Here is a 12,800-nt window from a genome sequence, read left to right as displayed (position 1 = left end):
CTTTTGCGATGCAGAGGAATACTTAAAATTATTCGATGGAGCCTGACGGATGCAGCTCGATTCTCCCCTAAAACCCCTCTCTCAAGATAAAACAAATGCCAGCAGCCTATGGCTTTCGGCCAAACCGATGCTGTTGCCTACACCTGCGCTTGATTTTGCCGACGAACAGACAGCGCGACACAGCCTACGTGATTACTTCCTGAATACCTTTGATACCTATGAGCAGTTATTTGAATGCCTCAAGCATGAAGATGCTTTTTTTATCAAGCCAATTAATTTGCGTCATCCGCTGATTTTTTATTTTGGTCATACCGCGACTTTTTTTGTCAATAAACTGCTGCTGAGCAAACTCATTACTGAACGTCTGAATCCGCATTTTGAAAGTATTTTTGCGATCGGGGTTGATGAAATGAGTTGGGATGATCTGGATGAAGTGCATTATGACTGGCCGACTGTGCAGGCAGTCCGGGATTATCGACATCAGGTACGCGCGCTGATTCTGAACATTGTTGAGCATGCCCCGCTGAATCTGCCCTTAAACTGGCACAATCCGTGGTGGACGCTGATTATGGGCATCGAACATGAACGGATTCATCTGGAAACGTCATCGGTGCTGATTCGTCAGCATGCTTTAGAACATGTACACCAGCATCCGCAGTGGCGTGCCAATATCATTACCGGCATTGCCCCGGAAAATAGTTTGATTGCTGTGCCTGAAGGCCAGGTACATCTACAGAAAGATTTTAACCATCCTTTTTATGGCTGGGACAATGAATACGGCCAGCATGAAGCCGAAGTTGCAGCCTTTGAAGCTGCAAAATATCTGGTGTCGAATCAGGAGTTTCTGGCCTTTGTCGAAGCAGATGGCTACCAGACCGGACACTACTGGAGTGAAGAAGGCTTAGGCTGGCTACAATTTTCACAAGCGACTCATCCGTGTTTTTGGCGCAAGACTGAACTCGGCTGGTCATTGCGCCTGATGCTGGAAGAAGTCCCCATGCCCTGGGATTGGCCGGTAGACGTAAATTATCATGAAGCCAAAGCCTTTTGTCAGTGGAAATCGCAACAGCTTGAAAAAACCATTCGTTTACCGACTGAGGATGAATGGTATCGCCTGTATGCGGTTTCAGACCTGGATCCAGATTTACCCAGTCCTGAACAGGCCAATATCGAATTGAAATATGGCACCAGTTCCTGCCCGGTCGATCATTTTCGGCAGGGCGATTTCTATGATATTCAGGGCAATGTCTGGCAATGGACTGAAACGCCAATCTATCCGTTTCAGGGCTTTCAGGTGCATCCTCTTTATGATGATTTTAGCACCCCGACCTTTGATGGACGGCATAATATTATTAAAGGTGGCTCCTGGATTTCAGCAGGCAATGAAGCCCTGCACAGCGCACGTTATGCTTTTAGACGGCATTTCTTTCAACACGCTGGCTTCCGCTATGTCGCCTCTGATCAAGCCTTGCAACAGTTTCCTTCACAGTATGAAAGTGACCAGTTGGTGTCTCAATATCTGGAGTTTCAGTACGGCGCCGAATACTTTGGCATCGCCAATTTTGCCAAAACATTGGTGCAGCTGGCACAGCCGTATTTCCGGGAAACTGCATGTAAAAGTGCTCTGGATATTGGCTGTGCTACTGGCCGCGCCAGCTTTGAACTGACACACTATTTTGATCAGGTCACCGGTCTGGATTTTTCTGCACGCTTTATTCAGCAAGCCGTCTTTCTGGCCCAAGGTCACCGAATCCGTTATCAGCTCCCCGTAGAAGGTGAATTAAGCGAAGAGAAAATCTGCTCGCTTGAGGATTTCGCTTTGGATCGGCTTGCCTCTAAAGTGGAATTTTTTCAGGCCGATGCCTGTAATCTGAAAGCACATTTTAGTGGCTATGATTTTATTCTGGCGGCCAATCTGATTGACCGGCTGCATCATCCCAAAGACTTTTTGACGCAGATCCATCAACGGATAAATATGGGTGGAATTTTACTGCTTAGTTCGCCTTATACCTGGCTGGAAGAACATACTGCACGTGATGAATGGCTGGGCGGCTTCAAGCAGGCAGACAGAGAGGTCACTACACTGGAGGGTATCTCGGAAATATTAAAGGCTCATTTTGAGCTGGTGACCCAGCCTCAGGATGTGCCTTTTGTTATTCGTGAAACCGCCAGAAAATATCAACATAGCTTGTCGCAAGTCAGCATCTGGCGACGCACTCACTAAAGCCTTCAAGCTAAAAAAGCCAATCATTCGATTGGCTTTTATTTCATCCTTCACTGGTTGAGTTTTCATGCAGGGATTCATTGAGTTGATCCACCACAATGGCCCATGAACCATCAGATGCAATTTTTTCGGTTAGAAACTGACGTTGTGCTTCTGACCAGTACGGTGCATCGAGTAAAGTCAGATCTTTATGCAGTTGATGTTCGTGAATAAACTTTTCAATGCCTTCCTGAGTGGCATCCAAGCCAAGCTGCTGAAACAGATGTGTCATACGCGGTCGAACGTGAGTCATAGCATTACACCTCAAACTTTTCCATTATTTTCATGTCCTGTTTTTTGAGCATAACATGTCCGAGGCAAGCGGACTGTGAAAAAACATTAACACTTACATTGAATTCGGGCAGATAAAAAAGCACAACCGAAGTTGTGCTGGATCAATCAGATGGATAAAAGGCAATCAGTTAAATCGACCAGTCCTGTATGTTCCAGCCCTGCGCTTTGGCTAAAACTTCAAGGCGGTCATCCGGATTCACCGCAATGGCATGATCGGCATATTCCAGCAAGAAACGGTCATTAATCGAATCTGAATAGGCCCAAGACTCGGTCACATCGCGACCTTGCAGCCACTGTTCCAGACGCACCAGCTTGCCTTGTTGATAACACGCGGTATTGATCACTTTTCCGGTATATTTGCCATCGAGTACTTCAGCATTGGTGGCAATAATTTCAGTAATGCCGAATTCACGAAAAATTGGTGCAGTAATAAAATCCGAAGTCGCGGTAATTCCGACCAGAGCATGACCGGCGTCTTTATGCCGTTGAATGGCCTTAAAACCTTCTGGACGCATTTGCGGGCGAATCACCTTTTGCATAAACAGCTGGTGCAACTCGGTTAAATAAGCATGCTCATGTTGGGTCAGAAACTGGAACACAAATTCATTATAGGCATAGGGGTCTAACTGACCTTTTTTATAGTCGTCATAGAACTTGTCATTCATGGCACGATGCTGCACCGGATCGACCAGGCCCTCGCTGACCAGAAACTCTCCCCAAGAATGATCCGAATCCGTGTTTAACAAGGTGTGATCGAGATCAAATAGCGCCAATTTCATGAAAATACTCGTAAAAACTGAAATTTAAGAAAAAAATTGTAAATCTATCTCCGCTAGTCGATAGAAATTCGTTAAGATCATAGCAATTTTAACATTTTTAAACTTTGCTTTTTTCGAGTTGGATAAAGAAATAACGCTCCCCGATGGCAAAGGTATAAATTAAACAATTTTTAGGTAGCCAAATGATCGACTCTGAGGGTTTCCGACCAAATGTCGGGATCATTTTGGCAAACGATGCTGGACAAGTTTTATGGGCAAAACGCATTGGTCATAATGCATGGCAATTTCCACAAGGAGGTATCCAATATGGAGAAACCCCTGAGCAGGCACTCTATCGTGAGCTGAGAGAAGAAGTTGGCTTATTGCCCGAACACGTCCAGATCATCGCGCAAACCAAAGGCTGGTTGCGCTATCGTTTGCCGCATCGATACATACGACCGGACTCCGATCCGGTGTGCATCGGTCAAAAACAAAAGTGGTTTTTACTCAAACTTACGGCCCCCGTTCAGCATATTCAGTTGAATCTGTCTGATCCGCCGGAATTTGATCAATGGCAATGGGTCAGTTACTGGTATCCATTAGGTCAAGTCGTGAATTTCAAACGTGATGTTTATCGCAAAGCCCTGGTGGAGTTGTGTCAGCAGCTGCCCCAGCAAAAACCTTAAAAAATCGCATAAATCATGCAGATTTTTTGGTCGGCTATTGTTATAAATAAACGTATCACTGAAATTCTGAATAGACGGAGCAGACCTTATGTCGAATATGCAACTGGACACGTTGAGACGTATTGTTCAAGAGATCAATGCATCTGCCAGTTTGCATGAATCCCTCGATATCATGGTCAAGCATGTCGCAGACGCCATGCATGTCGATGTCTGCTCTATTTACCTTCTGGATGAACGTAACCAGCGTTATCTGCTGATGGCTTCCAAGGGCCTGAAGGCTGAGTCCGTAGGTCACGTATCGTTACAGACTGGCGAAGGTTTGGTGGGTCTGGTCGGCCAGCGTGAAGAAATTGTCAATCTGGACAATGCACCCAAACATGAACGCTTCCTGTTCCTGCCTGAAACCGGTGAAGAGCTGTATAACTCTTTTCTGGGCGTCCCGGTGATGTACCGCCGTAAGGTCATGGGTGTGCTGGTGGTTCAGAATAAAGAATCTCAGGATTTCTCTGAAGCCGCCGAATCATTTCTGGTCACACTGTGCGCGCAGCTCTCTGGCGTGATTGCCCATGCCCATGCGGTGGGCAATATTGATGTCTTCCGCAAGCCAAATAACCTGCCTGCCTATAAAACCTTTCAGGGTGTGTCCGGTTCAGGCGGGATTGCCCTGGGTCGTGCCGTGATTCTCTACCCGCCAGCAGATCTGGCCGCCGTTCCCGATCGTGAAGCCGATGACATCAGCGAAGAACTACAATTATTAGACAGCGCCCTCAACTCCGTCCGTGAAGAAATCCAGTCGCTCGATGACAAGATGCAGGATGCGCTGATGGCCGAAGAACGCGCCCTCTTTAGCGTATTCTTGCGGATGCTGGATGAAAATGCCCTGCCGGCAGAAATCAAGGCGCTCATTCGCGAAGGCCATTGGGCACAGGGTGCAGTGCGCATCGTGATTGATAGTCATGTGGCACAGTTTGCCCAGATGCAGGATGATTATTTACGTGAACGGGTGGCAGACTTAAAAGACTTGGGCCGCCGTATTCTGGCGCGTTTACAGGAAGCTGATGCCAGTCATCGTGAGCTGACCGATGAGAGTATTCTGATAGGGGAAGAGATTTCCACTGCAGCTCTGGTTGAACTGCCAGTGGATAAAATTGCTGCGATTGTCACCACTGAAGGTGCCATGAACTCGCATATGGTAATTGTGGCACGTGCCCTCGGCATTCCGACTGTGGTCGGTGTGACTGAACTGCCAATTAATACCCTGGATGATGTAGAAATGATCGTTGATGCGCATCAAGGCCGGGTCTTCATCAATCCGCCACGGCGTTTGCGCAGTCGCTATAAAGAAATTCAAAAAGAAGAAGAACAGATCGCCAAAGATCTGCGTCAGTACGAAACCAAAGATGCGATTACCCCGGATGGGGTAGCGGTAAAACTGTACGTCAACACCGGCCTGATGATCGATGTGGTCCGTGGCGTGCAACGTGGTGCCAAAGGCGTTGGTTTATACCGTTCTGAAATTCCATTTATGCTACGCGACCGCTTCCCGGGCGAAGAAGAACAGCGCGCGATTTATCGCCAGCAACTCACTCATTTTGCCAATAAACCGGTAGTGATGCGTACCCTGGACATTGGGGCAGACAAAGACCTGCCGTATTTTTCGATTGAAGAAGAAAATTCGGCACTGGGCTGGCGTGGCATTCGTTTTACCCTGGATCATCCGGAAATTTTTTCTTCACAAATTCGCGCCATGCTTAAAGCCAGTATCGGACTGAATAACCTGCATATTCTGTTGCCGATGGTGACCAGTGTCAGTGAGGTTGAAGAAGCACTCTATTTACTGGAACGTGATCATGCGGCGATTCAGGAAGAAGAGCAGGTCAAAGTGAACAAGCCAAAACTTGGCATCATGGTAGAAGTGCCTAGTGTGCTGCATCAGATTGATGAGTTTTCCGAACTGGTCGATTTCTTCTCGGTTGGCTCTAACGATTTGACTCAATATCTTTTGGCGGTCGATCGCAATAATCCGCGGGTTGCCAATGTCTATTCACATTTACATCCTGCCGTACTGCGTGCCCTGACCCGTCTGGTGCAGGACTGTCATCGTAATGAAAAACCGGTCAGTATCTGCGGTGAAATGGCAGGTGATCCGCTGTCTGCGGTTTTGCTCATGGCCATGGGCTTTAATACCCTGTCGATGAGTTCGAGTAATATCCTGAAGGTACGTAAAACCATTTGTCACGTGCCGATGAGTGATGCACAGGAATTGCTACAGCATGTGTTAAAAATGGACAATCCACTGATGGTAAAAAGCTGGCTGGAATATTATTTCAGAACCCATGGTTTGGGTGATATGGTGAAATCAGCCACGCGTATGGTGAGTGCCTAATCCGGGACTTTTCCAGTCCCTCGACGAGTGTAGAGGTGGTTATGGAATTTCTGGTTATCCTGTTCATGCTCATTGCGGTGTTCTATATTGTTATTATTGCACCTGCCTTGCGGGCCCGGAAAAATGCGGATTATTCCGGTTCATCTTATACACGTCCTGCCAGCGGCTATGCCGATCGGCCTAAAATGTCCCCTCTATTGGGCATCGAAATTTCAGCATCCCAGCGACGGCGTTTAGGCCGAAATGATCCCTCTGTGATAGCGGCCAAACTCTATCGTCAGCAAAAAGATCAATTTGCCAGTTTTCAGCAGGCCAGAACTGAACCTCACCCTGCACATTATGGACAGCCAAATCAGGGAAGACTGAATAAATTATTTAATGATTTTATACGAGATGAGCCAACAAATTCATCGCGGCGCTCCACTCAAAATACACAAAATCGTAGCAACCGCCCCGTTGCCCCGCTCTCTCCACTTGGAACCAACCCCAAACAGCCAACGCGTCATCCTCAACCACCTTACAGATCTTAAGCTGCCATTAAAAAAGGGCGATCTTCCATAGAATATCGCCCTTGTCTGTGCTTGTTGTAGCCACGTTTTGCATTTTTCTTTCGGTCTACAAAAACCTGACTTTTGTTGACTTCATGCATGTGTTTTGCCACAAAATTATGGATCACCACATGCTCGACTGTTTTCTTCTTGGCCATGTTGTACTTTCGCCTTTTAACTAGATTTTAGTGAGTTTCCACGCGAGTGGGAAAATAATGATACGCCATTTTGGACAATTTTCAAGCATATTTGCCAATGCTTTTTTTAAAAATAAAGACTATTTAAGCAGGATATTCTGTATTACAAAAATGAGCGCTATGGCCGGAAAACATGCTGATTACATTCAGCATTTCATGATGTTTTTCACACAGACAAAACCTGATCAAAAAAGCATTTAAAATAAATCAGTTATAATATTTATTTTAAACAGCACGATTCATCTATTAGTTTGATCCTTGGATAAAAACATATGAGGGACTTGAAGATTGTTATTTTCGTTTAATCCGATTCATTATTTGAGTTATCTAAAATATAGAGAATTTGATATTGTCAAAGAGTAGAAAACCGGCTACTTTTAAAAAGTAACCATTTAATTTTCAATATTTTAGACTTTATTAACTTTAAAAATATTTTTTGAGTGATATCACTCAATTATATCCTGTGAATTCCACTTTGTGCGCTAACAGTATTTATATCAAGATATTGAAAATAGAGTAAAACCTGATGCCCTTCGCAGATAACTCAATATTTTATAAATACTGGATAAACGCTACAAGATATTCAAAACTTGGAGAGGAAAAATGAGCCAAGATTTTAAAAAATGCCCTGTTACCCACCTGACCACTGAAGCGGGTGCGCCTGTGGTCGACAACCAGAACAGTATGACCGCAGGTGCACGTGGTCCATTACTTGCTCAGGATTTATGGCTGAATGAAAAACTGGCTAACTTTGTTCGCGAAGTGATTCCTGAGCGCCGTATGCATGCCAAAGGTTCAGGTGCTTTTGGTACATTTACCGTGACCCATGACATTAGCCAATATACCCGCGCTAAAATCTTCTCTGAAGTGGGCAAAAAAACTGAAATGTTTGCGCGTTTCTCTACCGTTGCCGGTGAACGTGGTGCTGCCGATGCAGAACGTGATATCCGTGGTTTTGCCCTAAAATTCTATACTGAAGAAGGCAACTGGGATCTGGTCGGCAATAACACCCCGGTATTTTTCCTGCGGGATGCGCGCAAGTTTCCAGATCTGAACAAAGCCGTTAAGCGCGACCCGAAAACCAACAAGCGCAGTGCCACCAATAACTGGGATTTCTGGACATTATTGCCTGAAGCCTTGCATCAGGTTACGATTGTCATGTCGGATCGTGGTATTCCAGACGGTTATCGTCACATGCATGGTTTTGGCAGCCATACCTTTAGCTTTATCAATGCCAATAATGAACGCTTCTGGGTGAAATTCCATATGCGCACCCAGCAAGGCATCCAGAACCTCACCGATGCTGAAGCTGAAGCATTAATCGCTAAAGACCGTGAAAGCAGCCAGACTGACCTGTTTGATGCCATCGAACGTGGTGATTATCCAAAATGGAAAATGTATGTCCAGGTGATGCCGGAACTGGAAGCTGAAACCGTTCCTTATCATCCATTTGACCTGACCAAAGTCTGGCCGAAAGGTGATTATCCACTGATTGAAGTCGGTGAGTTCGAACTGAACCGCAATCCGGAAAACTATTTCCAGGATGTGGAACAGGCGGCTTTTGCACCCAGCAATCTGGTACCGGGCATCAGCTACTCGCCGGACCGGATGTTACAAGCACGTTTATTTAACTATGCCGATGCCGCGCGTTACCGTGTCGGCGTGAATCACTCACAGGTTCCGGTCAATGCTGCACGCTGTCCGGTCAATTCTAACCGTCGTGATGGTCAGGGTCGTATGGATGGCAACTACGGTTCCTTGCCACATTATGAGCCGAACAGTTTCAGCCAATGGCAGGAGCAACCGGAATTCAGAGAGCCACCACTAAAAATCACCGGTGCTGCCGATTTCTGGGATTTCCGTGAAGATGATAACGATTACTTCAGCCAGCCACGTGCCCTGTTCAACCTGATGAATGATGAACAAAAGCAGGCCTTGTTTAATAACACGGCTGGCGCGATGGGTGATGCACTAGATTTCATTAAATACCGTCACATCCGCAATTGTTATAGTTGCGATCCGGCCTATGGCGAAGGCGTAGCACAAGCACTCGGCATGACAGTGGCAGATGCACAGGCTGCTCGTGAAACCGATCCAGCCAAAGGCTTAGCCAGCTTGCTTTAAGCTGCCTTAGCGATATATAAAAAACCACCCTCGGGTGGTTTTTTAGTGTGATATCAAGCAGTATACAAATAATACGTCACTAGAAAAAATATAACGATGAGCAAAGATATTGAAGACATCATTCAACAACACGACATCATTTTATTTGATGCTGTTTGTGTGATCTGTAATGGCTGGGCACGATTTTTGATTCAATACGATAACAAGATACAGTTTAAACTGGTCTCTGCCCAATCCCCTTTAGGTGTTGCCCTGCTCGAGCATTACCAGATGTCCACTGCACATTACAGCACGATGCTCGTCATCCAAGCTGGCACACTTTATACCGAATCCACTGCCCTGTTAAAAGTCATGCAGCATCTCGGTTTTCCGTTGAATTTAATGAGTACAGGCTATTTAATGCCGCGTTTTATCCGCGACTTTCTGTATCGTGGGATTGCTTTAAAGCGCTATCAGCTATTTGGTAAAACTGATTATTGCCTGATTCCATCTAGCGAAAATAAACACCATTTTCTGGAAAATGCTATTCGTGAATTCTGAGCCCGTTTTCACCCAAGCGCTTCGCACCATTCAGCTAAGCTTGGCAATACGCTGATTCTATCAAGGACTGATTCCAAAAATACTGTTTCAGTCCCCTGCTGAAATCACAATCTGGCAAAATCTGGGCTTTGAGCGGGTACTGGCCAAAGTCTTGGTTGGATTTTCTGGCATAGGTGAAATGCTGTTTGGCTGATGCTTTCTGTGCTTGCCATTCAACTCATCAAGCAAGAACAGCGTGAAGCCATTAGACAATAATCCGTTTGCCTTCATGTACGCAGTAAAACGGATTAATCAGCTTGGAAGAATGTTTGATAATTTCATGCAATTCATGCTCTGGCGCATCCCGATCTTCATCAGTGAGCTGGAAAGTACGGTAATGAATCGCCAGTGAGCATTTGGCCTGCAAGTCCTGATGTGCATGAAATGCATCTTCCGGATTCATATGAATCGCACGCATCAGTGCACGCGGCTCATAGGCACCGATGGGCAGCAAGGCAATTCGGGGCGCACCCAGACGCTTGCGAACCTCTTTAAAATGCGAGGCATAACCACTATCTCCGGCAAAGAAACAATGTTCCTGACCATGCAATAAGGAAAAGCCACCCCACAAAGCACAATTCTGATCACGCATACCGCGCCCCGAGGCATGCTGTGCCGGCGTATAGACAATGCGGATTTCTTCAAAAAATGCATTTTCCCACCAGTCCATCTCATGCACGGTATAGTGCTTTGGCAAATACCAGGCATTGCCCAGTCCGGTATAAATTGGCATTTCAAATGTGCTATGCAACCATTCCAGTGTGGCCAGATCCATATGATCATAGTGGTTATGGCTGAGCAACACAGCATCAATATGTGGCAGTTCATCTAGCGCAATACCGGCAGGAATGACCCGCTGCGGGCCAGTGGATGCAGAAGGACTGGCATATTCAGCCCAGACCGGATCGGTCAGGAAATTATAAGGCCCGATTTGAATGAGCACAGTGGCGTGACCAATAAACCAGATTTGCCAGTCATCTAAAGGCGCATCGGGACGCTGCTGTGGCAATGCACGCGGTCGCGCAAAAAACTCGGCACGTTCTGCATCGAGATTGATATTCCAGTTTTTGGATTTTCGGGTAATGAGCCATTTATATAAGTCAAAACGACTGTGCGCCCGAGCAGGATGCTCGAGATTACGAAACTGTTGTCCATTGAAATGATCTGAATGCAGATACTCAAATACCGGCTTAGACCAGAGATGTTTCCAGCTGGACTCCGTGGTTAACTGAAATTTTTTAGTTTTGAGAAGATCTTGCATAAACATCCACTATTTATTATTCGCTATATGCAAGACAGCAACCGCTTGAAATGGTCAGGCGACGCATCTTTTAATGAGCATACAAACTAAAAACAGGCGCACTTGAGTATAGTATGAAATCCATCACAGACAATCATGTATGTTTTTGTTATTTTAGCAAAAAAATAGCGCTCTGATAGCCTGCTGGCTGGCCGGACTAGGGGTACTATCGAGAAAGACATGATGCATGCAGTTTTTTAAAAAATACAAAATCATACCAAGCCCTACTCTGCTGATTTCAGCCAAAATTTTATCCTCATAATGTGCTGATTTGATCGTGCATGCCTGAGTTATGCAACGATTGAGAGTGCGGACGATGACATCTACTATTTTTAACATTTGGCCAATCTGCTAAATAAACTTGCTTAAACTCTTGTGAACGGATGTAGCCATAGACTTCTTTCATCTAAAAAATTTAAAGCATAAAAAAGGGCTTTCGCCCTTTTGATTTGCTACAGATTTAGCGCTTGGAAAAGTATTGCTCACGCCACTCTTTCCAAAAGTACATAATGATGCCGAACATCACCACGGCAATTCCTGCAAAGGCATGACTGCTGATGATTTCATGATTCAGAGTCGCACCAAGTACCAGTGCGATGACTGGCGTCATGACATTACTCAAAGATACTGTTGAAGCATTTAAACGCCGAATCAGCCAGAAATAACACAGCATCGCCACAATCGAGGACATGATCATGGTAAATACAAACCCGATCAGCGCCTGTGTGCCAGGCAACTGGGTCGGCATATGCTGCCAGATAAATGGAATCAAGAGCAGTGAACCGGCTGCTGATAGCAGCAATGAACCTGTCGCTTGTGACATTGGGCTTAAAGGTGCGTTGATCTGTTTGACCCAGAAGATTGAACTGATATAGGACACCATACTGATCAGCATCAGCACCACACCCCAAGGATTCACCTTGCTGTCTGCCGAATCTAAAAATACAAAACTCAGTCCGGCAATGGCAACAGCCATACCCGACCATTGCAGCCACACTAACTGATGAGTTTTTAAGATCACATGCCCGATCAGACCGGCAATCAGCGGCGAAAAACCAAAAATCAGGGCCATCAGACCTGAGGTCAGATAATTGGCTGCCAGATAAATAAACAGCTGTGCACCGATTAAATTCAGACTGCCGGCCAGATAGCTTTTCATTGAGGTGCTGTCAAAAGGCAAAGGATCACGCATGATTTTTAGCAGGAATAGCGCAATAATCGATGCGCCAAAATAGCGAATGATCAGTACCCACATCGGGTGAATCTCGGCCACGCTCCAGACAATCGCCAAAGGCGTTGCGGCCCAAATCAGCACCAGTAAAGCATAAATACTTGCCGTCACCAGCATGGGAGATGAATTTGAATTCATAAAAGACTCAATTAAAGTTAATCAGAAAGAGTTGAACTAACTTCTCGTTCAAATCCACAATCGACAATACTGATTGCGGCATGGATGCCGCCGCTAAACTGGGATATATGGACATATCCTCAGTTTAGAAAAAGATTTTTGTCACCTTGCGCCATGTATGGCTCATCTCTCAAAAGTGAGGCATTACCTACGCAAAGTAATACAAACCAAAACTGAAACTTGAGGTAGTGATCATATAGAGAGTATTCGATAAACATAAAAAAACAGACCTATGCAAAACATAGGTCTGTTCCAAG

Annotated in this window: 11 protein-coding genes and 1 pseudogene; 7 read left to right on the top strand and 5 right to left on the bottom strand. The window is 45.6% G+C overall.

The features are described from left to right. Positions 1 to 49 precede the first annotated feature (49 nt). Positions 50 to 2,224 carry a 5-histidylcysteine sulfoxide synthase gene (gene ovoA, locus FTU90_RS02530; RefSeq protein ID WP_180071902.1) on the top strand — a complete coding sequence of 725 codons (2,175 nt, stop codon included), beginning with the start codon at positions 50 to 52 and terminating at the stop codon, positions 2,222 to 2,224. A 43-nt stretch (positions 2,225 to 2,267) separates the two neighbouring features. Here ovoA and FTU90_RS02525 read toward each other — a convergent pair whose 3' ends face one another. Beyond that, positions 2,268 to 2,516 (bottom strand): DUF2789 family protein, encoded by a 249-nt coding sequence (locus tag FTU90_RS02525; protein WP_005095458.1) that lies wholly within the window; start codon positions 2,514 to 2,516, stop codon positions 2,268 to 2,270. 169 nt (positions 2,517 to 2,685) lie between these two features. After that, positions 2,686 to 3,336 carry an HAD family phosphatase gene (locus FTU90_RS02520; RefSeq protein ID WP_005095456.1) on the bottom strand — a complete coding sequence of 217 codons (651 nt, stop codon included), beginning with the start codon at positions 3,334 to 3,336 and terminating at the stop codon, positions 2,686 to 2,688. 182 nt (positions 3,337 to 3,518) lie between these two features. Between FTU90_RS02520 and FTU90_RS02515 the strand changes: the two genes are divergently transcribed. From FTU90_RS02515 to FTU90_RS02505, 3 genes are all read left to right on the top strand, one after another. After that, entirely contained in the window at positions 3,519 to 4,001 is a 483-nt protein-coding gene (locus tag FTU90_RS02515; RefSeq protein ID WP_005095455.1) for an RNA pyrophosphohydrolase, read from the top strand. An 88-nt stretch (positions 4,002 to 4,089) separates the two neighbouring features. Continuing rightward, positions 4,090 to 6,387, top strand: coding sequence for a phosphoenolpyruvate--protein phosphotransferase (gene ptsP / locus FTU90_RS02510; protein WP_005172856.1), 2,298 nt, complete (start codon positions 4,090 to 4,092; stop codon positions 6,385 to 6,387). 41 nt (positions 6,388 to 6,428) lie between these two features. Then, positions 6,429 to 6,917, top strand: coding sequence for a hypothetical protein (locus FTU90_RS02505; protein WP_005095451.1), 489 nt, complete (start codon positions 6,429 to 6,431; stop codon positions 6,915 to 6,917). Here FTU90_RS02505 and FTU90_RS02500 read toward each other — a convergent pair. Next, positions 6,914 to 7,093: a hypothetical protein gene (locus tag FTU90_RS02500; protein ID WP_005095450.1), complete on the bottom strand. Its 180-nt coding sequence runs from the start codon at positions 7,091 to 7,093 to the stop codon at positions 6,914 to 6,916. The genes FTU90_RS02505 and FTU90_RS02500 overlap by 4 nt on opposite strands. Before the next feature lie 642 nt (positions 7,094 to 7,735). Here FTU90_RS02500 and FTU90_RS02495 point away from each other — a divergent pair. The 3 genes and pseudogenes from FTU90_RS02495 to FTU90_RS16230 form a co-directional block, all read left to right on the top strand. Further along, positions 7,736 to 9,256, top strand: a complete 1,521-nt coding sequence (locus tag FTU90_RS02495; protein WP_180071901.1) for a catalase — start codon at positions 7,736 to 7,738, stop codon at positions 9,254 to 9,256. 96 nt (positions 9,257 to 9,352) lie between these two features. Next, the gene (locus FTU90_RS02490; RefSeq protein WP_180071900.1) at positions 9,353 to 9,796 is read left to right on the top strand and encodes a thiol-disulfide oxidoreductase DCC family protein; all 444 of its coding nucleotides are present in this window, start codon (positions 9,353 to 9,355) and stop codon (positions 9,794 to 9,796) included. After that, a pseudogene (locus FTU90_RS16230) lies at positions 9,786 to 9,986 on the top strand (DoxX-like family protein); the annotation flags it as partial. The gene FTU90_RS02490 and the pseudogene FTU90_RS16230, both read left to right, overlap by 11 nt. Before the next feature lie 54 nt (positions 9,987 to 10,040). On the opposite strand, the gene FTU90_RS02480 reads toward FTU90_RS16230, so the two are convergent. Together FTU90_RS02480 and FTU90_RS02475 are read right to left on the bottom strand one after the other, a co-directional pair. Continuing rightward, complete coding sequence (locus FTU90_RS02480) at positions 10,041 to 11,096, bottom strand: MBL fold metallo-hydrolase (protein WP_074383975.1); 1,056 nt, start codon at positions 11,094 to 11,096, stop codon at positions 10,041 to 10,043. A 499-nt stretch (positions 11,097 to 11,595) separates the two neighbouring features. Beyond that, positions 11,596 to 12,504, bottom strand: coding sequence for a DMT family transporter (locus FTU90_RS02475; protein WP_100534656.1), 909 nt, complete (start codon positions 12,502 to 12,504; stop codon positions 11,596 to 11,598). Between the last annotated feature and the right edge of the window lie 296 nt (positions 12,505 to 12,800).

The sequence above is a fragment of the Acinetobacter sp. YH12200 genome (assembly GCF_013418175.1).
Classification (GTDB): domain Bacteria; phylum Pseudomonadota; class Gammaproteobacteria; order Pseudomonadales; family Moraxellaceae; genus Acinetobacter; species Acinetobacter pseudolwoffii.
The sequence above is the reverse complement of the archived record's forward strand: the minus strand, read 5'-3'. Positions and strand labels throughout refer to the sequence as shown.

Excerpts from the sequence above, each read along its gene's own strand:
- ovoA (WP_180071902.1), top strand. The coding sequence starts at position 50 with ATGCAGCTCGATTCTCCCCTAAAACCCCTCTCTCAAGATAAAACAAAT.
- FTU90_RS02525 (WP_005095458.1), bottom strand. The coding sequence starts at position 2,516 with ATGACTCACGTTCGACCGCGTATGACACATCTGTTTCAGCAGCTTGGC.
- FTU90_RS02520 (WP_005095456.1), bottom strand. The coding sequence starts at position 3,336 with ATGAAATTGGCGCTATTTGATCTCGATCACACCTTGTTAAACACGGAT.
- FTU90_RS02515 (WP_005095455.1), top strand. The coding sequence starts at position 3,519 with ATGATCGACTCTGAGGGTTTCCGACCAAATGTCGGGATCATTTTGGCA.
- ptsP (WP_005172856.1), top strand. The coding sequence starts at position 4,090 with ATGTCGAATATGCAACTGGACACGTTGAGACGTATTGTTCAAGAGATC.
- FTU90_RS02505 (WP_005095451.1), top strand. The coding sequence starts at position 6,429 with ATGGAATTTCTGGTTATCCTGTTCATGCTCATTGCGGTGTTCTATATT.
- FTU90_RS02500 (WP_005095450.1), bottom strand. The coding sequence starts at position 7,093 with ATGGCCAAGAAGAAAACAGTCGAGCATGTGGTGATCCATAATTTTGTG.
- FTU90_RS02495 (WP_180071901.1), top strand. The coding sequence starts at position 7,736 with ATGAGCCAAGATTTTAAAAAATGCCCTGTTACCCACCTGACCACTGAA.
- FTU90_RS02490 (WP_180071900.1), top strand. The coding sequence starts at position 9,353 with ATGAGCAAAGATATTGAAGACATCATTCAACAACACGACATCATTTTA.
- FTU90_RS02480 (WP_074383975.1), bottom strand. The coding sequence starts at position 11,096 with ATGCAAGATCTTCTCAAAACTAAAAAATTTCAGTTAACCACGGAGTCC.
- FTU90_RS02475 (WP_100534656.1), bottom strand. The coding sequence starts at position 12,504 with ATGAATTCAAATTCATCTCCCATGCTGGTGACGGCAAGTATTTATGCT.